The following is an 18,304-nucleotide window of genomic DNA, read 5'->3' as shown; positions in this document are numbered from 1 at the left end:
AATTGTTCTTCCGCAACCATGTTTTTGGTAGGGCTTTTTTCCCTAAGCGTGGTCGATCCTACTTTCGTATATCAATTCAATCGACAGCCGCTTGGCAAGACTACGCAGTGTGTATATTTGATTATCCAGTTCAACAATCCTTTTATTGACCTCCACTACTTTAGCAGCTATCATTTTTTGTACTTCAAGCGGTGGAAACGGCACTAATAGTGAGCGTATATCTTGTTGTGAAATATTCTTCATCGCTCCACCTGTTCCAGTCGCACGTCCCATAATTTGAGTTCTTAGGTTTCGAGCCCGCAAAGCCTCAAATATGTATCTCTTATCAGCTTTGCTATCGTCCAATACAAGTTGAAGCGTTTTGTCACACAGCATCAGATTGGAATAGCCCTTGTGCGTGAGACACGCTCGCCCTACTAGATCTGTTGTGTTGCAACGAGTTATGAGCAGCGCACCTTCATTTACCCTGTATTGAGGAAGAAATGCTGAAGAATCGATAAGACGTTTATTTTCATTTGCTTCAAACCCGTTCGAGCCAACAGCACTAACTTTCAGGACACCAAATTCATTCGCACCTGCCGGTGTATTGACCCCAACAACGCTTTTTCCGGCAACTATAGATTTCAAAACTGACCCAAGTTTTTTCCATTTGTAAGCCTTTGAACATATTTCGTGGTCGCGTATCGATTCGAGCAATTGAGTTGTTTTTTTATGGGCAATTTTTTGTTTTTCAATTGCGTCATCAGTCGCCCATAGTAGCTCGGCGATGCGCATCTGTTCTCCCAGTGGTGGGAGGGGAAATTCATACCCTTTAAGAGCTTTCCAGTTTGTTCTTGGCGAAAGTGACCCCGCAGAAGTATCAAGCGCATGGTCAAAGAACGCATCGCTCTGACATATAAAGGGCAATAGCTCGGGTAGAAAAACTGCTTTATCCTTCGATTCGAATGTCAGGATATCCCCAGAGCAGATTCCTTCGAATTCTGCATACGCAACTTTACGCTGATAAGCGCGACGCTTTCCAAACAGCGTCTGCCCTGGAACGAACTTGCGAGTGAAGGAAGTGCTATCTTCGGCAGAGTTCCAGCGACGAATATGCAGGTTTTCGGGGTCGATGTGTTCAAGCCCGACGATTCTTTCAACTCCATTCGCCCCGGGATCTCGCTCCACAAGATTGGCGTTCTTCACCACCTCGCCGAATTTCACCATCTTCCAGCCGGGATTAAGAAATTGAGAAGTCATGACTCTTCATCCTCAACAGCATCGCCAAAAAGTTGATGGTCTTCGGCGGAAAGAATGTTTTCTGCATAGCTACTCAAGTCTATTGATTGAAGGGGAGTTTTTAAGGCAGATTTGTTCATTTGCTGACTTCCACTCCTTTGTTCTGAGGAACGTTTACACATTGATCCAGCTTTCTATGCAGCATGGAAAGTAAGGTAAGGTAATCAGCGGCATCGGTTTCACCTTGCCACAGAATTTTCGGTCCGTGGGCAAGCGGGTTACGGATCGCTGCCGCACATCCCTTCAGAAGCTGCGCAAATCCTTTGTGCTCAGACCTTTCTGTTTCCGTCTGCAGGGTGTTAAATGCAAGGAATGGCTTTTCAACCGAGAAAACACGGTCAACCAAATTGGCCCCATCGGCTTCAACCCCGGAAAGATCACGAATTCTTTGGAATAATCCTTTGCAGGCCTCAAAAACGGCGTGGAAGTAATTCTCCTGCATCAGCTCAGGCTGACAATATTTATAAACTTCGGGGTGAGTATTGCGGGGAGCCAACTTGTTACGAACAGCCTGGGCTCGTGACTCTGCTTCATCTAATGTTTTTGCCTGAACAGTCTCCCTAAATAGGCCTTCTTTGCCATATTCAAGGCCATGCAGAATCAAAATCGCGTTGAGCTCACCGCGATGGTTTTCAAATTCATCTCTCTTCCCGACAAAACGGGTTGGTACAAGATACGACTGAACAAAAGAAAGAATCTGGTTTGCGCTTTTTGTCGTGGACTGGCTTCTCAGAAATATCGAATTGAGACGTCGCCATTTGGTCGATTCACCAGAATCATCAACAAGACCATTCGTTTGAAGATATCGACTGATATCTGTTCCTGAACCGGCCTCACCAAGAACCCTGGATATTGCTTCAATTGTTCCAGGATCAAAGGGTTGTTGCACACTCATTTCTCGCCCTTACTAGCCGCCCAGCGATAAAAAACTTTCAATTTATTGCCGATTTTTATGGGAAGACGACCGTCATGTTGCAAGCGCCCAACAACAATCCCCGGAGCAATTTGGATTTCTTCAGCGAAGGCAACAACAGGCGCAAGAGAGCATCCGTCCCAACTAGTGAGGAAACGACGATACTCTTGAGGAGGAATCAGCTTGTCGCGGGCAAAAACATTCGCTTCTTCTTCCTTCTCATTGTCTAAACCGTTTTTCCCTTCGATAAAGACATCTTTGCGGCCATGTTTGAGGATATGCCCGGCCTCGTGGAAAAAGGTAAACCAGAGATGATCATTACTCTTGTAGCGCAAACTGAGCTGAATCACTGCTCGGTCTCCAAGCCACCGCGTTGCACCGTAAGTACCTGTCTTTGGGAGTTCAGGGACAAAAACGACAGCAACACCAGCAGAAGCACAAAGCTCAACAAGCTTGGGGACAAAAACATCCGGAGCTTCCTCTCGAGTCAAATCACGAACTTCGCCAAGAACATGCTGAAAAGCTTTTTTGTCGAATGGTGCACAGGAAATCTGCTGCGCTTGAATTTCACCTTGTCTCAACCATGCTGAAACAGATTCCGCACAATTTTCGAAACGTTCCGTCTGTCTGTAAGCGACCTGATGTTCACGCCACACCGTTTCCCATTGAGCGGGAGATGCAATGCCAAAAAAACGAAGAACCGCTTCAAGCTTTTCAACCGGACTTTTCAGCTTGGGAATCCAACCCAATTTGGCCATGGCAGCAACGGGGACTTTTTCTAACCATTCCATATCGCACTTTATTCGCTGCTGCTCAGCTATCCGTAAGCGATCTTCTTGGTACTGCCTTTCCAAATTGCTCCAGAAATGCGCGGGTCGTCCCAGGGTTCGCTCTAGCTTTAATGCCGTTTCTGTCGTAATAGGTGACTTGGCCTTGATAATTTCGTTGATTGTTTTTTTGGACAAACCCGTCCGGTCTGCAAGTTCGGCCTGAGTCATGCCCATATCGTCAAGATAGTCTTCTAGCACTTCACCAGGAGTAATTAAATAGTCGGGAACGAAACTGTTCTCTTGAGCTTTACTCATGGGTATCCTCCACTCCCATAATCTTTATAGCAGTCACCTGCGACCAATCTAATCCACCATCCTCACGGGTGGGCACAGGATCATGGTCGGGAATGAAAATCAAGCGGTAAGGATGGTCGAGATCGACTGAAAGCTGACCCTTGCGTTTGCCTTGGTTTAACTCATGGCATCTACTTGGGCCACTTTTGGGAGGCCAAAAATCCATCAGACTTATAGCAGCTCGAAATTCAGCCATTCTCAGGCGAATTTTTTTAGCACGCTTGGCCCCATGGGTTTTGTTCAGCTGTGCCCCCTCATTGAATTCTTTTTCAAACTTTTTGTTTTTAAATGATATATCCAACCCCGCCCTCCGTCAACATTTTTATTAACCCATTGGGTTAATAATATTACAATTCATCAAATAGCTTGTCCATGGAATCTCGCAATGTCTTCGAACCATCTTTATAAATTCTTTCACTCAGAGGTCATCTTATCCGACAGGTCGCGGAATATCCTTCATCAGCACTTGGGTGAAAGGCCCAACCCCTCACGTGACCATAAATTCTGCTAAGCACCTTACTATCAACTGGTTTTTCTTTTTTACCCATATCTATCCTGACACAAAAAAAGGCATATTTTTGTGTCAAAGAGTACTCGACTTATGCTCCTTTGTTGACCCCCTCCAACATTTTCAGAAGATTGTCCATTGATGTCCGTAACTCTTTCGAGCTGTTCTGCCAATCTGCAATCGATTGCTCTAAGTCTTTTGCGCCATAAGCGGCCTGTTCTTCAGCGACAGTAAGCCCGGAAGAATTGTTTGCCCGAACGTAAAGTGGAATACTGAGATTGCTGCTCTTCTCACGAATTGCATCGTTGCTGATGACCCGGGAAAATCCTTCCACATCGGAAAAGGACTGGTAGGCTTCGACAATCCTTTGTATGTGATCATCAGTGAGGAAGCTCTGCGCACGCTCGCGAGTGACCTCATTTACCGCATTGATGAAGAGCACCTTGTTTCGGCGCTCCTTGGGCTTATTCATCCGGCAGATGACAACACAGGCTTCCATCGGAGAATTGTAGAAGAGGTTGGGACCCAAGCCGAGAACGCATTCGACCACATCATGCGCAACCAACTTTTCGCGCATCGCAGATTCTTCATTGCGAAACAAAACGCCGTGCGGAAAGAGGATGGCGCAGCGCCCCGTCTGCGGGTTCATGCTTTTGACGATGTGTTGCCAGAAAGCATAATCTGCACGCCCCTGCGGCGGGGTTCCATAGATGTTTCGCCCCCAAGGATCAGAAGACCAGGCATCACGGTCCCACTGTTTGATCGAGTAGGGTGGGTTGGCCAGCACCAGATCGAACTGCTGAAGTTGATCCCCCTCAACAAAGACAGGGTTGGCAAGGGTGTCACCACGCACGATTTTGAAATCCTCAATTCCGTGCAGAAAAATGTTCATCTTGCCGATCGCTGACGTCAGCAGGTTGCGTTCCTGGCCGAAAAGCTTAAGGTTGCGCCACTCCTTACCCTGCCGTTTGAGGTGGGCCACAGCCGAAAGCAGCATCCCCGCAGAGCCACAGGTAGGATCGTAAATCGACTCACCTGGCTGCGGCTCAAGCATCTCGGTCATCAGGTGAACCACGGTCCGGTTGGTATAGAACTCTGCGGCCGTATGCCCTGAATCATCGGCAAACTTCTTGATCAGAAATTCGTAACCAACACCAAGCTCATCCTCAGGGCAATTGGCCAATGAAAGCGTTTGGGAACTGAAATGCTCGACCAGCTCTCGTAGCATGCGGTCCGGCAGGCGATCCTTGTTGGTCCACTGTGCATCACCAAATACGCCGAACAAAGTGTCCGGGTTGGCCTTTTCAATTGCCCGCAAAGCATTCTGAATCGCCTTACCGACACTGCTGACATGGTTTCTCGTTACCGACCAATGGGCTTCTTCGGGAATCTGAAAACGATGCTGCTCTGGCATAGCGGCATACTCAGTGTCACCATCAGACTCTGCTAACGCCTCAGCTAATTCTTCATCATAAACATCACACAGGCGCTTGTAGAAAAGCAGGGGAAAGATGAACTGCTTGTAGTCTCCGGCATCGATATAGCCACGCAAAAGGGTGGCGGCTCCCCAGAGATAAGATTCAAGTTGTGATTGTGAAATTTGCTTAGAGCCTACGTGCATCAATTTCTTTTTCAGCAGCTTTTTAAGTTCGGCTGCGCGCTCACGAGTAACTAGCTTATTGTTAGCCCCATATTCCTCGGACTGGTGATTGGTATCGTCTGTATTGTCGCCAACTGTCACAGAAGTCCCTCCCGCGATAGAAGCTCCTTTAGCCGATCCTCAGCGGTATAGGCAGACTCAAGAGACTCTTTTAGGTTCGTCATGGCCTGCTCAACAGTTATCGTTTCTTCCTCAATGACAGGTTCGACATAGCGTGGGATGTTTAGGTTGTAATCATTCTCGCGGACCTCATCGAGGGTTACGACTCTACAGAGACCTTCGACATCCTGATAATCGGCATACCAGCCATTAATACGCTCGACTTGTTCAGGCTGCATTTCATTCTGTGCCCGACCGACCTTCATTTCTTTTGAGGCGTCGATAAAAAGAACCTTCTGCCGGTGTTCCTTAGATTTGCTCTGCTTGAAAATCAATACACAAGCCGCAAGCCCCGTTCCATAGAAGAGATTTTGCCCGAGACCAATGACCGCTTCGAGGATGTCCATTTCCAGCAGCTTTTTGCGGATCTGTCCCTCCTTGGACATGCGGAACAGCACGCCGTGCGGCAAAACCACGGCCATGCGTCCGGTTTTTGCTGCCATCGACTTGATCATGTGCTGCACCCAGGCGAAATCGCCCGATTTGGCAGGAGGCAACCCGGCGAAGTTGCGTCCATAGGGATCGCTGGTCCAGACTTCTTCTCCCCACTTGTCGAGTGAGAAGGGCGGATTGGCAATAACGCAATCGAACTGGGCCAGGCTATCACCAATGTGAAAAGCTGGTTGGCGCAAGGTATCGCCGCGCTCGACATGGAAATCTTCAGCGGCATGTAGAAAGAGGTTCATCCGCGCAATGGATGATGTGGTCAAGTTTTTCTCCTGCCCGTAAAGCTTGCCAAGCATCAACTTCTCGTCACCACCATGCTCGGTGACATAGTGAAGGGCTTCGAGAAGCATTCCGCCCGTTCCACAGGCAGGATCGTAGATTGTTTCCCCTGATTGGGGCGCCAGTATTCGCACCATCAGGGCAACAACAGAGCGCGGGGTGTAAAACTCACCAGCCTTTTTGTTGGTCAGATCGGCGAACTTCTTAATCAGGTATTCGTAGGATTGTCCCAGGATATCGGCACGGCAGTTTTTGTTGCCGAAGTTTAACTGAGAGAAGTGCTCGATGAGATCTTTCAGTAGAGAATCGGATAATCGGTCTTTGTTGGTCCACTGGGCATCGCCAAAGATGCCATGAAGCGTATCCGGGTTAGCCTGCTCGATACTTCGCATCGCTTTTTGAAGCGCATGTCCAATGTTTTCTGCTTTGCCACGAACATCCTGCCAATGACTATCTTCTGGGATCTGGAAACGGTGGTTCTCCGGGAAGTGCGCGTACTCGAAATCGCCATCCGATTCTTCTAAGGCGACAGCTAGCTCTTCGTCAAAGACATCCGATATCCGCTTAAAAAAGAGCAGTGGGAAGATATATGTCTTGAAATCCGCCGCATCAACTGGCCCGCGCAGGATATTGGCTGCATGCCAGAGATGATTTGACAGGGATGATATGTCGATGTTTTGTGGCTGTGATAGTACTGGTTTCATCAATGTTTTCCTGGAAATTTTCAAAATAAAAGACCGCGAGGAAATGCCATGCGGTCTTCATGCTCCCCCTCCAGAAATATATAGATTCAAGGGGGGCTTTGAAAGGGAAAAGGTTTTCAGCTTTTCCTCCTTATTGGATCTCAACGAGTGCTTCCCGAGCATAATCTGATGCAAAAAAACGACAAAAGCCGGGAAACAGGTGTTTTCTGATCACAAAAACATTTTTGACTCATTTAAAATACTCTTCAGATATTTATTACCCCAAAAGGAGACCTTCTATGTCAAAAAGAGAGGACGTTATGGCGTCACTAAAAAATCACTATATCTATGTAAACCAACCATCATCAGACACAAACAGCCACAAGGAGCCCATTAATTTAATTTTTACAGGCCCCATAACTCTCCACAAAAAGGATGACGTGGATCTCCTTTTCAAATCGGTTGTTGATGGTATTGCATACATACACAGGTTTAGTCCACATGAGTATTTTTTTGTGACCTCCATAATTAAAGAAAAAAATCTTTCTGCAGACCAAATAAAAAGTAGAATTATCGAAATAGTAAAAAATAAATCGTTCTCCAGCCCTGGAGTGAAATATTATGGGGATCCAAACATAAAAAGGGAACCTTCTAGGCTTCCACTATCAGGAACAGAGGAAGTATACGCCTTGAATTACTTTGGAAGCAGCATTTTTAATATAGAGATAGTCAATGATGATTTTGCAATTGTGATTGAACTTAACTCTCCAGATATCGATCAGGTTTATGAGGATTACGGACTGAGAAGTAAGATTGAACAACCGTGTCTTTAACAGAGAGGGAATGGATAGATATTTTCTGTGCAACGAATAGTTTTTGTACACACCGTGTGGGGTCTGGAACCCATCTCCGGGGAAGCGAAATTTCCTAAGAGTCCAATCCGCAACAATAAAGTCAGGAGCGAACCCCATAGATAGAGTCATCGACTTGATGAGTTCTTCTTTCTTTGCGATAGAAATCCACTCAGGGATTAAGAATTTTTTCTTTTCTTTTTTGTCTGACATTTCACGATCCTTTCTCTTGTATTGTTACGGTTTGAACCGTTACTTGATCCCTCGGCGTTCTTTCACTTCTTGTTGTTTTGTTTTCCGGCCCTTGCGTTTTTTGGGGCTAGAGCCTTTGGCCCGCCTGCTATTTTTCTCTGTAATTTCAAATAGTTGATCAAGCCAAGTCAAAAAATCTCGAGTAGAATACAGCCTTGCTCTTCCACACTGAAAAGACCTTGGTACAGAAGCCCCCTTGGCGCGGCGGTTGAGAATAGTTTTAGGACTCAAAAACGGAAAGTATCGACTGATTTCCTGATGCCAAATACACGGGGGGTAATGGTCTAGGTGGTCAATAAATTTGAAGGCAACTCCATCTTTCTCCAGCGCGTTCTTGGCTTTTTGAGATGTCCTTTTTAATTTATCTTTTTCGAATTCTTGGTCCATGGATCTATTGGACCATATAATTTTTTTTGAAAGTGCTCAGAAAACACCGTTTTTGCGGCTTTTTCGTTCGATTTGGGTCGATTGAAGCTTAATGACCTATGGACCTTTCTAATGAAGGCAGGTATTGTCGGCTCTAGGGAAGAGGCCATTGGCTCAAAAAATGCCAATTATCGTAAGATCAATATAGTGGAGAGAAAAATAACAATGAAACATCTAAGCCACTAATAAAAAGCTCCAAGACAGCGGAGGGGGGGGGATGCCGCCTTGGAGCTTCTAGAGAAGAACTGAGCCCCTCTCACTGAAACTTATACTGCTACCTTGCAGTCGCTGTCAAATCATCGGTCACTCCCGCTCCTGCAAGCCCGTTAGTCAACCTTCAGCAAGTTATGCCGCACTGTTCTGGATCTGAACATTTTGTCGTGTTGAGATCGTTTCATTTCCGTTTTCTTCTACGATATAGACTCGCTGGCCGCTGAAAAATAACGAAACATCCTGAAACTCTTCTTCACAACGCTGCCAGCGTTTGTAGCGACCATCCTTAACTTGAATGCTATAGGAGCGAGTAACATTCACACTATGGACCTGCTCCATCTTTGCTCGCCGGGCATCTTTTTTCTGTTTTTCCTCAGCGGCCTTTTGTTCTTCAAGCTTCCTCTTCTTCTCTAGCTCGAGCTTCTGAGCAGCGAGCCTCGCTTTGTCTTCTTTCCTCTTCTTTTCTGCCTGTACCTTACGTTTTTCTTGCTTTTTATCGATTTCTTCCTGAGAGGGCAACAAGGCCGTTAGCCTAGATAGATACTCCTCCTTGCCTGGCCACGTCGGTGCAGCAACTGGCACTCGGACATATTGCTGGGAGCGGTATTTAGCTCTTTGTTTGACCCCCTCTAAACCTTCCTTAACAACAAACTCAGGTAACCAAGCGTTTCCTTCCGCATCACTATAAATGATGCTTGCCGCCGTAATGAAGGTAGACTTGCCAATACTGGGAGTATATTGAGGATTTGGGCCAGGTTCGCCCCTATAAACTTCGATTGAGCATCTTCTGCTTTTCTCTGACGGCCCCTTGCCAACTTTTACACACAGCCACTTTATTGTGTGCGGGAATTTGCGGAGGCTAAATCCAATCCATTCAACAATGTCGTTGAGTTCTTCTAGCCTGGAATCCAGGTCGAGAGGTGAGTCGATAGAAAATATTTGTTGAATTCTGCCGAGCCTATTTTCGAAAACCTGCCTCGCAGCTGCAATAGCCTTTTCTTTTCTGTCAGCTTTGCCATAAATTGCTGGCAGCGCTTCAATTGCTTCAAATATTTCCTGTTCGATTTCGGTCATTGTTTTCCCTCCTTTGTACGTAATAATGACAGAAACCTTATGGCATGTCTACACGCAAAACCACACAACCTCCTGTTTTACAAGGCTTTTCTCGCACAAAAGTGTGCGAGTGAAAAATAAGAAACATCTGATTTCAATGCATTTCCTGTTGCTACATTAAAGAAAATAAAAGCAATTTTTTTGAAAAACCAAAGATCTTTGCAAGAGGATATATTGACAAGCGCAAACTCAGCTTAGATGAAATGGATAGATTGCTTATTCATCCATATTGCGCCTTTTTTGATGTGCTCAAGGTTTGATTTCGGCTGACAAAATCCTGTAAACACTGCTCAAGCCGACATTGAGCTCTGCAGCGATTTCTGTTTTTTTCTTTCCCTGCTCAGCCAACTCAACAATCCGCTTGGTCTGTGCAAGTACAGTCGGTTTACGCCCTTTGTATTTACCGGCAGCTTTGGCTTTAGCGATCCCTTCACGCTGCCGTTCCAGCATCAGTTCGCGCTCAAACTCGGCGATGGCTCCAAGCATTGTCAACATCAGTTTGCCAGTTGGAGTGGTTGTGTCCAGGTTGATATTTAGCGCCCTGAAGGCAATGTTCTTTTGCTGAAGGTGATCAACGACTTCCAGCAAATGCTTTGTAGATCGAGCAATTCGATCCAGCTTGCAGCAAACAACCGTGTCACCTTCTCTGGCGTAGTCGAGCAAAGCCGAAAGTTGTGGACGGGAGATATCCGCGCCGGAAACCTTTTCCCGATAGATTTTTTCACACCCGGCCGTCTGCAACTGTTCGATTTGAACATCAAGTTGTTGATCTGCTGTGCTGACACGAGCGTAACCGATAATCGCCATGCAACATTCCTATTGAGGTCTAGATGTTGTGGGAAATTCTTCTTAAAACTCTGTAGCGACTTGTGTGGGAAAACTTTCCGGCTACCTTGTTTCTCCCGCTGGACCGTGCCCTATTTAGAGAAAATATCTCTGCTACATTCTGCTTGGTGCGTTCAGTTGTTAACGCGGGGCGCACCTACCGCCGCAAGGTATTGCTCTGTTTGCGAGCTTCAGTTTTTTACGTGGGGAGTCGCTTCCGCCACAACATTCTTGAAATGTGTCTATTGAGAATCAAGGTACCTTCTTCGTCCCGAGATAATGTAAGTATCCATCAACTCTTCTTCTCCTCAGGAATTTCAATACCTCGTCTCCGAGCCTCTAAAATCAAGTCGACGGCCCAACTGCATCCGGACTGACTCCGACGAAACTGATCAGCTCGTTCCGCAACTTGCTGAAGGTAATCACAAATTTCTTCATCAGGAGTTTCAGAGTTAATATCTGGCAACGTATGTGTCTTTGTCATTTCTTGTCCCTTTGTTGGTTAAGGAATCCCTCCTTCATTGCCCTCGCATCCGACAGAGCATGGTGCAATTGCCACTCTGGCGTCCTGACCGCACGATTCTCGATCAACTGCCATTCGAGCGGTTGCTCTAGCAAGTTTTTCAGAAGTTCGTAATCACCATCGTAGTCACAGCAGATTTGGACATTTTGAAACCTGCTGAGCCATTCTAAAAGATCCTGTTTTACCAAATCTCTTGGCTTAGCTTGATCTCCGCTCAAAAGGTTGTTGGGCTGATACCCGCCAATACGCTTGAGAAGAAACTTGTTTTGCCGAACCTGAAGGTCCGTTGTGCCATAGTTTTTCGATAAAAACCCGAGATGCTCCAGCAGTTCCGTGTCTACTTGCAGTGCTTGATCGAGCATTTCCTCCTTGGCCTTCGAAAAAAGGTTGTCAACATCGCATTCGTACTGGAGCAAGTCGAGATGTTTGTCGAGTTTTGAGTAGAGCTTGTAGCCAACCCGCCCTTCAGAGAGCCAGGGCAACACCCAGGCCACCACGAACATCGTGCACTCAACCAGTTTCCAGCCATCAGTCAATTCTCGGTAGAATTCATGCCCATCTTCGCTGACCATGCCGATGCTGATCAGCTTGGGCTTTTCGAGGCTTGAAAATTCAGTATCAACAAAAATCCTCATAACCGCCTACTTCCTATTCTATAGTGAACCCCGCCAGAGGCCGGAGGCTGGTCCAGCGGGGAGTAAATCTCTTTTCACGCCAATGAAACGAATTTGCTTACCCATATAACTTTTCCAACTTCTGTAGAATCAGATCTTCCTCTTCTGGGCTGAGTGGACAGAAAAACCTTTCCATCTCATCCGGGCTATCAGGCACAAATCCAAGATCCAACATGATGTGCTGCTCAGCGGGGCCGCGTGCTTCTTCACCGAACGCTTCAACAACGATTTCAATTCCTTTCCGGTGGTGCAGAACAACCCGATGCGTCATGCTTCGCGTCAGTTCGTAGTACTGGTCGAGAAAAATATGGACCTCTGCCCAAGGTCGTCCGAATTTCTCTTGGCAGGCCTTTTCGTGTTGCTCCTGGTTCACTTTAAATCTCCAACTCCAACCAGGGGTTGAACCCCTCGATCCGCTCTTTTGCGTACCCTTTGCAGTTCTGCCAGACTTCGGTCTCGCCAACCTTAAAATGCTGACCAACATGACTGTGGCCACAAATCCAGTATCTGGCGCCGCTTTGCAGGATTAAATCGTCAAGGTCACTGGCAAAGCCGGCACTGAGCAGATCTTCCGTATAATCGGGATGAATACATTTTGCCGATGGACCGTGGTGAGACACCACAACCAGTGGTTTCCCTCGGTAAATCTCAAACTGTTCGACCAACCAGGCTTTGTGCTGCTCATGGATCTTCAGAGCCTGCAACGTGCTTAGGCGTCTATGGTTATTTTGGCTTTGCCGAATCAGGCGATAATCATTGAGATATTGACCGACTTGAAAACGTGCCTGAGCCTCTTTCTCCTCACCAAACAAATTGAAATCTGTCCAAAAAGTGCAACCAACGAACGTGACACCCTTGATCTCCACTGCATCGCACTGCAGAAAATGAATTCCTTTTCTCTCGCATGCGGTTCGCAAACGCTCATCTTCGTCCTTAAGAACACTTCCGTAATATTCGTGATTGCCTGCGATGTAAATAATCTCTCTCGAACCAAAGATTCTACGGAGTTCGGCGGGACCATCGGTTTTGGTGTGAATGTCGCCGGCGGCAATAATGACGTCTGCTTTGCCGCGATACGTGGCGAGCTGTTGCCAATGACTCTCAATGTGCATGTCGGCAATGGGAAAGATTTTCATCTTACCTCTCTTCGCTAAAGATTAGTGCCATACGAGGATTTGTCTGTTTTGTGCTTCACGGACCAACGCGACAGCCCACATATAGGTACTCTGTTCCGCTTTGTATTGATCAAGGTTGTCGAAAACCGAATGGACCCATGCGAGGATTTGTTCGTCAGGAACTGTTGGGTCGATTTTCGGTAAATCATTCCGCATCTACGCTGCCTCCCAAAATCTGAGATTTACAGTTCAGTCCGACCATGGACATGCTTGGAAAACATCGTTTGTCAGCACGTCTACTGCACTTAACGGCTTACCATAGGCAGCCCCGGTATCAACGTTGATTCGACCTGCCTCAAAGCATGGCTTATCCGGTACCGGGGTATGACCGACGACAATTGTTTCTCCGTCTGTTCCTTTGCCGCCATAGCGCTCCCACAACAAAATCCAGGGGTCGTCAGAAGCCTGCTGAGCTATATCTTTGTTGGTATACCGTGTCTGATATCCGGCATGGACAAACGTAAAATTGTCATGCTGATAATAAAGTTGAGTCGCCTGGAAAAAACCCAAGTGCTCTTGAGGAAGTTCACCCAGCATGATGTATTTTGGCCACAAAACATTATCGTCATGGGAACTGTCTCTAACCATTTCAACGCCGTAACTCTTTAGCGTCTCTTCGCCGCCGTTGCGCTTGAAGCATGCCACATCGGTATCCCTGATCATTTCACGGCCCCAGGTCGCAGAGATTTCTTCGAGTCGCTTGCCCTGGAGAACTCCGCAAGAAATCAGAGAATCCAAAAATAGCTGTTCGTGGTTGCCTCGCAAAAATACGGTTTGCGGGAAAATGAATTGAATATCCAGTAAATCTTCGATAACTCCAGGACTGTCGGGGCCCCGGTCGATATAGTCGCCCAAAAATACCAGCTGATCTTCAGTTTCTGGCTGGATCTGATTGATGAGGTCAGCAAGCAACTTCCTCTGTCCGTGAATATCACCCACTGCGATCAAGCGCTTCATAATTTCTCCTCAATAATCTTTTTCAATTCGCTCCACGCAACCGGGCGAAAATCCCAGGCATCGATACCGACATCGATGTACCTTTGATCGTCAATGCCTCCACGGCCGTGTAAATGCCCATGGATATTGAAGGCAAAACGATGATTCAACTGTTGCGGATGCACCGGCACATGGGTCAATAACGCAGCTCCTTTGAAAAAGAGCGATCCGTGCAGCTTGGCGAAGACCTGAAGGTACTCTTGGGTATCCAAATTGTCGTGATTGCCGAGGATCAGTTTTTTGTAGCCATTCAATCTGCGAACACAATTAAAACCCTGCTTTCCGAAAGAAATATCGCCAAGATGGATCACTGTATCGACCGGCCGAACCACAGAGTTCCACTGCTCGATCAGGAATTCGTCGTGCTCTTCGATGCTTGAAAACCGGCCACGCTTTTCTGGTTCGTATTCCAGGATCTTTTCGTGGCCAAAATGGTGGTCGGCTGTCAGGAAAATCTCTTTCATTCAGGTCTCCAGCATGTCAAAAAACGTTTACTTGAACGAAGCAAAGTCCCTCTTTTCCATAATCTCATCTGCCAAAGCCTCTTGCGGCCTTAACGCCACTCGACAAAATCCCAGGTATATGCAGACATAAAATGATCATCAACCATGATGTCGGCAAAACCTGCTCGCTCTGCCACAAATGCACAGAATTCAAGTTCCAGTTCGCGGCTCGAACTCATGTTCTGCAGTTGCTTTACCAGACGAGCGACATACAGTTCATTACTGGCATCAGAGTTTTTATGGAGCCAGCAAACGAAAGCCTCTTCAACGGCAGGTGTCATCACTGCCTGAATCGTTGCTTTCAGCGAGAGCATGAGTCACTCTCAATAGCTTTCAAAAGTTTCCGGGCTGTCTTTTGATGATCGACTCCGCTTGACTTCATGCGGGATTTCAACTCGGCAAATTCGGCAGCACTGAGTCTTTTGGGTGGCAGAGTGATCTTGAATGTTCCGTCAGGAGGAAGTGTTTTGAGCCATTCCTTCAAACCCTTCGAAATCGTACTGCTTACAGCATCCATCTTTTTGTCCATATCGCCTCCTGTTCAGAGAAAACTCGTCAGAACAAACAAAACGCCCCATGGTCGAAAAAGTGATCCTTGAGTGTTCTGTGCGCGAAAAAATAAAATGATGATGATGTAGAGAAGATCTTTGAAATGTAGCTTGGAAGGCTGAAATCATTATAAGGTTTAGCTGAAGAATCCGGAACCCGTAAAATAAAGAAAAAGCATTTTTTTTATTTTTTCTACTCTGGACAGTTTACGGGTTCCAGATTTTTACTTTGTTTGATAAAATTATTCTATAAGAAAATCTGATTATCTTTGAGTTTCAAGGTTCGACGAAGTTATATTTTTTTACTAACAAAAAAGTATTAATTTTATTTTTCCAGATACAGTTAAATAATTATATTATCAACCTATACTAAAGTAATAAAATATCATCATACTTATAAAGAACAAATCCAACCAAACTTGAACAGCCATATATTTATTTCAATCCTCTAAAAATAGAATTCATAAAAAAAGCTCAGTAAATAGGCTCACAATTACTACCAAAAGCGAAAAAGGAGGCTCATATGGCTTATAGCGAAGTTTGTCCATTTTGCAGAACAAGGATCAATACAGGCGCGACAGCATGTAGAGCATGTGGCGCGTATATGCGCAGAAGAGGTGATATGCAGGAGGTGACAATTGTAGATGCGTTTTGCCTGCTTCTCCTTTTCGGCGCGGGTGTCGTTTTAGTTCAAGGGTTCACTAGATATGGTCTCGAAACACTCTTGGATAAAGAGGTTTGGTGGTCTATCGGAGGCGCAGCGTTAGCTATGCGTTTCTTTTATGTCCGAGCCCAGGAGGCAGCTGAAATCGTGTGGTACAAAAACTGACCAAATGCGACAGCCAATTAGAAAAAGCCGCCACCCCGATATTGAGGTGGCGGCTTATCATAAAGTCATAACCTGAAACAAACCGCCTTGCTCCCTGCCTTTGCCAATATTCTAAAAGACATGTGACAGAGAGTTTTGAAAGGATTTTTGGTAGGTAATAGAAGTTCGTCTGGGGAGATAATCCCAACTCGCTAGATATCCTAAGTTTATGCAGTCTCAATGCCCTGTGACCGACAACTGTTTTTGGGATTTCCATGCACTTAACAATCGGATTTACTATACATAATATTGATTTAACCAATCATCGGACAATTGATTTCAAATGACTTATAAAAAATGGCCCTGTTTACCGATAGCAAACAGGGCCGGATAACGATCAGCTAGCGTTGAGTCTTTAGTTGGTCGGATAGGAGACCTTCAGAACCATGCCTTCACGGCTCTTTGGATCGTAGATTCCCTTTTCCAGACCTTCCTGGAACCACTCCTGCTTCAAGCCCTTGAGGAACTCGTTCTTTTCATCGACCAGCTTGTCGAACGGCAGGCCGATAACGGCTTGAGCTTGTTCCTTTGTTGAGAAGTCAGGTGCTTCGAAATCAGCAGCACCGTACTTGGCAAGCAGGGTGCGCAGCTTGATACGTGCTTCCTGACCCTTTTCAATCGCGCTGCCGAGCACACGAAGGGTCTCTTCCGGTGCGTGGAAGAAGGACCCGTGAGCAGCGATCGAGTAATCCCAGCGCCACTGGGCATGACGGATATCGGTCTGGGCCGCCTTCATTTCTTCGTCAGTGGCACCCAGTTCGATTGCTTTACCAGCCTCCAGATGGGCCCTGGCGATAACCTGAGTGGCCTTCAGGTGCAGCTCGTCCTTACGTGCCAGCTTGTCTTCAACAGTCTTCTTAAACTCTGCCTCGGTGCCGCTGTGGCAGTTCAGACAGGTGTTAGCGATATCCTTGAGCGGGCTGCCAACGTTGTGGTTGGAGTACTTGACGCCACCTTCGCGGACGTAAGGCATGTGGCAGTCGGCACAGGCCAGGCCGGCTTTACCGTGCGCGCCGGTAATGAAGGTTTCAAAACCAGGATGCTGAGCTTTGAGCATCGGGGTCTTGCTGACTTTATGTGTCCAGTCGACGAAGTTTCTTTCATCGTAATACTGCTCGATATCTTCGGCGGAGAAACCATTGTTCCACGGGAAGGTGACCACAGCAGCTGTTTGCTCCTGACCAGCGTCATCAGTCCACTTAGTCTTTTTAAAGTAGTACTCGGAGTGGCACTGCACGCAAACCAGGGTCCGCATATCTTGATGGGTGGCATCAGCGAACGGCATGCTGCCTTCTGCATCGAGTGCACGTTTGATGTAATCGCGGGTCACGGTCAGCTTCATGGTTTCGTTGTCGTGGCAATCAGCACAACCGACCGGGTTGACTATTTCGCCACCATGACGCGCCCACTTTCCGGTGTAAAAATCGTTTTCGCCCATCTTGTCGATCAAGCGCGGGACATCAGGGGATTTACAGGTCCAGCAGGCAGTCGGCATCGGACCGGTCTTCTTGTCAACCGGTGCGCCGGTGCGCAGGGTGTTGATGTTGTCTTCCAGGATGTAATAATGACCACGCGGTGCGTTGTAGTCTTTGGAGAAGCCGTATCCGGCCCACATAACGATTTGTGCCGGGTTGTCCTTCAGTACATCTTTGATGTCGTCACTCTTCTTAGTCTGCATGTAGGAATCAAACTGACGAGGGTAGTACTTGCCCCACTCGGCGCTGCGCGGCTCAAACTTCTTAATTTGCGGTGTGGCGTTGATCTGTGCCTGCTCGGCCTTGTTTTCCTTGATCGACACCGCCAGCAGCAGCATCGGCACCATGACGATGACACATAGTCCAGTTACAAGCGTTGATCTCTTCATAAGTCGTTTCCTCCGGAAGTTTTCTATAATTTAGTCAAGAACCAGGTTCTCTTGAGTCGTTGTCAGGTTGCGGGTGATGCCATGCGGGACTTCGCGATGACATTCCCAGCATTTGCGGCCCATCTGCACATGACTTTCTGTCTTACTGTACAGTTTGGCATTCTCCAGCATCTGCGAGACAATGTTGCCGTGGCAGGAGATGCAGTTGTCTTGAATCCGCTTTGCCGCATTATCAGTCGCACGCAGGTTATAGCCGTAGGTTTTGAAGGTCATGGCCATCGAATGATTGAAGCCGTCCCTTGCCTTAGCCATGTACTTATTGAAAACGGAATCACGCGGCAGGTGGCAGTCGACACAGGTCGCCCGTCCGCGATGTGAACTGTGTTGCCAAGTCGCATAGTGAGTGTTCATGGTGTGACAGG

Annotated in this window: 22 protein-coding genes; 2 read left to right on the top strand and 20 right to left on the bottom strand. The window is 46.9% G+C overall.

Annotated elements, in window-relative coordinates; genetic code table 11:
- Positions 1–42: 42 nt before the first annotated feature.
- From BUB13_RS08230 to BUB13_RS08205, 7 genes are all read right to left on the bottom strand, one after another.
- On the bottom strand, positions 43–1,239 hold the full coding sequence (locus tag BUB13_RS08230) for a restriction endonuclease subunit S (protein WP_072907774.1): 1,197 nt from the start codon (positions 1,237–1,239) through the stop codon (positions 43–45).
- A complete protein-coding gene (locus BUB13_RS19365; RefSeq protein ID WP_279625977.1) occupies positions 1,236–1,358 on the bottom strand; it encodes a hypothetical protein in 123 nt (40 codons plus the stop codon). Before BUB13_RS19365 ends, BUB13_RS08230 begins: the two co-directional genes overlap by 4 nt.
- On the bottom strand, positions 1,355–2,173 hold the full coding sequence (locus BUB13_RS08225; RefSeq protein WP_072907772.1) for a TIGR02391 family protein: 819 nt from the start codon (positions 2,171–2,173) through the stop codon (positions 1,355–1,357). Before BUB13_RS08225 ends, BUB13_RS19365 begins: the two co-directional genes overlap by 4 nt.
- On the bottom strand, positions 2,170–3,276 hold the full coding sequence (locus BUB13_RS08220) for a HigA family addiction module antitoxin (RefSeq protein ID WP_072907770.1): 1,107 nt from the start codon (positions 3,274–3,276) through the stop codon (positions 2,170–2,172). Before BUB13_RS08220 ends, BUB13_RS08225 begins: the two co-directional genes overlap by 4 nt.
- The gene (locus tag BUB13_RS08215; RefSeq protein ID WP_072907768.1) at positions 3,269–3,616 is read right to left on the bottom strand and encodes a type II toxin-antitoxin system RelE/ParE family toxin; all 348 of its coding nucleotides are present in this window, start codon (positions 3,614–3,616) and stop codon (positions 3,269–3,271) included. Before BUB13_RS08215 ends, BUB13_RS08220 begins: the two co-directional genes overlap by 8 nt.
- A gap of 298 nt (positions 3,617–3,914) precedes the next feature.
- Entirely contained in the window at positions 3,915–5,444 is a 1,530-nt protein-coding gene (locus tag BUB13_RS08210; protein WP_072908245.1) for a type I restriction-modification system subunit M, read from the bottom strand.
- Positions 5,445–5,560: 116 nt separating this feature from the next.
- A complete protein-coding gene (locus BUB13_RS08205) occupies positions 5,561–7,072 on the bottom strand; it encodes a type I restriction-modification system subunit M (RefSeq protein ID WP_072907766.1) in 1,512 nt (503 codons plus the stop codon).
- 278 nt (positions 7,073–7,350) lie between these two features.
- Here BUB13_RS08205 and BUB13_RS08200 point away from each other — a divergent pair, with 278 nt between their 5' ends.
- Entirely contained in the window at positions 7,351–7,884 is a 534-nt protein-coding gene (locus tag BUB13_RS08200; RefSeq protein ID WP_072907764.1) for a hypothetical protein, read from the top strand.
- A gap of 270 nt (positions 7,885–8,154) precedes the next feature.
- Here BUB13_RS08200 and BUB13_RS08195 read toward each other — a convergent pair whose 3' ends face one another.
- The 11 genes from BUB13_RS08195 to BUB13_RS08145 form a co-directional block, all read right to left on the bottom strand.
- A complete protein-coding gene (locus BUB13_RS08195) occupies positions 8,155–8,541 on the bottom strand; it encodes a hypothetical protein (RefSeq protein ID WP_072907762.1) in 387 nt (128 codons plus the stop codon).
- Positions 8,542–8,925: 384 nt separating this feature from the next.
- Positions 8,926–9,867, bottom strand: a complete 942-nt coding sequence (locus BUB13_RS08190) for a hypothetical protein (protein ID WP_072907760.1) — start codon at positions 9,865–9,867, stop codon at positions 8,926–8,928.
- 288 nt (positions 9,868–10,155) lie between these two features.
- Positions 10,156–10,713: a recombinase family protein gene (locus tag BUB13_RS08185; protein ID WP_072907758.1), complete on the bottom strand. Its 558-nt coding sequence runs from the start codon at positions 10,711–10,713 to the stop codon at positions 10,156–10,158.
- Between the two features lie 498 nt (positions 10,714–11,211).
- Positions 11,212–11,889 carry a hypothetical protein gene (locus BUB13_RS08175; RefSeq protein WP_072907754.1) on the bottom strand — a complete coding sequence of 226 codons (678 nt, stop codon included), beginning with the start codon at positions 11,887–11,889 and terminating at the stop codon, positions 11,212–11,214.
- Positions 11,890–11,986: 97 nt separating this feature from the next.
- A complete protein-coding gene (locus BUB13_RS08170) occupies positions 11,987–12,301 on the bottom strand; it encodes a DUF6915 family protein (protein ID WP_072907752.1) in 315 nt (104 codons plus the stop codon).
- Position 12,302: 1 nt separating this feature from the next.
- The gene (locus BUB13_RS08165) at positions 12,303–13,064 is read right to left on the bottom strand and encodes a metallophosphoesterase (protein ID WP_072907750.1); all 762 of its coding nucleotides are present in this window, start codon (positions 13,062–13,064) and stop codon (positions 12,303–12,305) included.
- A gap of 21 nt (positions 13,065–13,085) precedes the next feature.
- Positions 13,086–13,259, bottom strand: coding sequence for a hypothetical protein (locus BUB13_RS18925; RefSeq protein WP_153305035.1), 174 nt, complete (start codon positions 13,257–13,259; stop codon positions 13,086–13,088).
- A gap of 33 nt (positions 13,260–13,292) precedes the next feature.
- Positions 13,293–14,060 (bottom strand): metallophosphoesterase family protein, encoded by a 768-nt coding sequence (locus tag BUB13_RS08160; protein WP_072907748.1) that lies wholly within the window; start codon positions 14,058–14,060, stop codon positions 13,293–13,295.
- The gene (locus tag BUB13_RS08155) at positions 14,057–14,563 is read right to left on the bottom strand and encodes a hypothetical protein (protein ID WP_072907746.1); all 507 of its coding nucleotides are present in this window, start codon (positions 14,561–14,563) and stop codon (positions 14,057–14,059) included. The genes BUB13_RS08160 and BUB13_RS08155 overlap by 4 nt, the downstream gene beginning before the upstream one ends.
- Before the next feature lie 89 nt (positions 14,564–14,652).
- On the bottom strand, positions 14,653–14,916 hold the full coding sequence (locus BUB13_RS08150; protein WP_072907744.1) for a hypothetical protein: 264 nt from the start codon (positions 14,914–14,916) through the stop codon (positions 14,653–14,655).
- The gene (locus tag BUB13_RS08145; RefSeq protein ID WP_072907742.1) at positions 14,904–15,131 is read right to left on the bottom strand and encodes a hypothetical protein; all 228 of its coding nucleotides are present in this window, start codon (positions 15,129–15,131) and stop codon (positions 14,904–14,906) included. The genes BUB13_RS08150 and BUB13_RS08145 overlap by 13 nt, the downstream gene beginning before the upstream one ends.
- Positions 15,132–15,673: 542 nt before the next feature.
- Here BUB13_RS08145 and BUB13_RS08140 point away from each other — a divergent pair.
- Entirely contained in the window at positions 15,674–15,979 is a 306-nt protein-coding gene (locus BUB13_RS08140; protein WP_072907740.1) for a hypothetical protein, read from the top strand.
- A 394-nt stretch (positions 15,980–16,373) separates the two neighbouring features.
- Here BUB13_RS08140 and nrfA read toward each other — a convergent pair whose 3' ends face one another.
- Together nrfA and BUB13_RS08130 are read right to left on the bottom strand one after the other, a co-directional pair.
- Complete coding sequence (gene nrfA, locus BUB13_RS08135; RefSeq protein ID WP_072907738.1) at positions 16,374–17,882, bottom strand: ammonia-forming cytochrome c nitrite reductase; 1,509 nt, start codon at positions 17,880–17,882, stop codon at positions 16,374–16,376.
- 30 nt (positions 17,883–17,912) lie between these two features.
- Positions 17,913–18,304 (bottom strand): NapC/NirT family cytochrome c (locus BUB13_RS08130; protein WP_072907736.1); only part of this gene is annotated, 392 nt, incomplete at its 5' end.

Origin of the sequence: Malonomonas rubra DSM 5091 (assembly GCF_900142125.1) — a bacterium.
GTDB lineage: Bacteria > Desulfobacterota > Desulfuromonadia > Desulfuromonadales > Geopsychrobacteraceae > Malonomonas > Malonomonas rubra.
The sequence above is the reverse complement of the archived record's forward strand: the minus strand, read 5'-3'. Positions and strand labels throughout refer to the sequence as shown.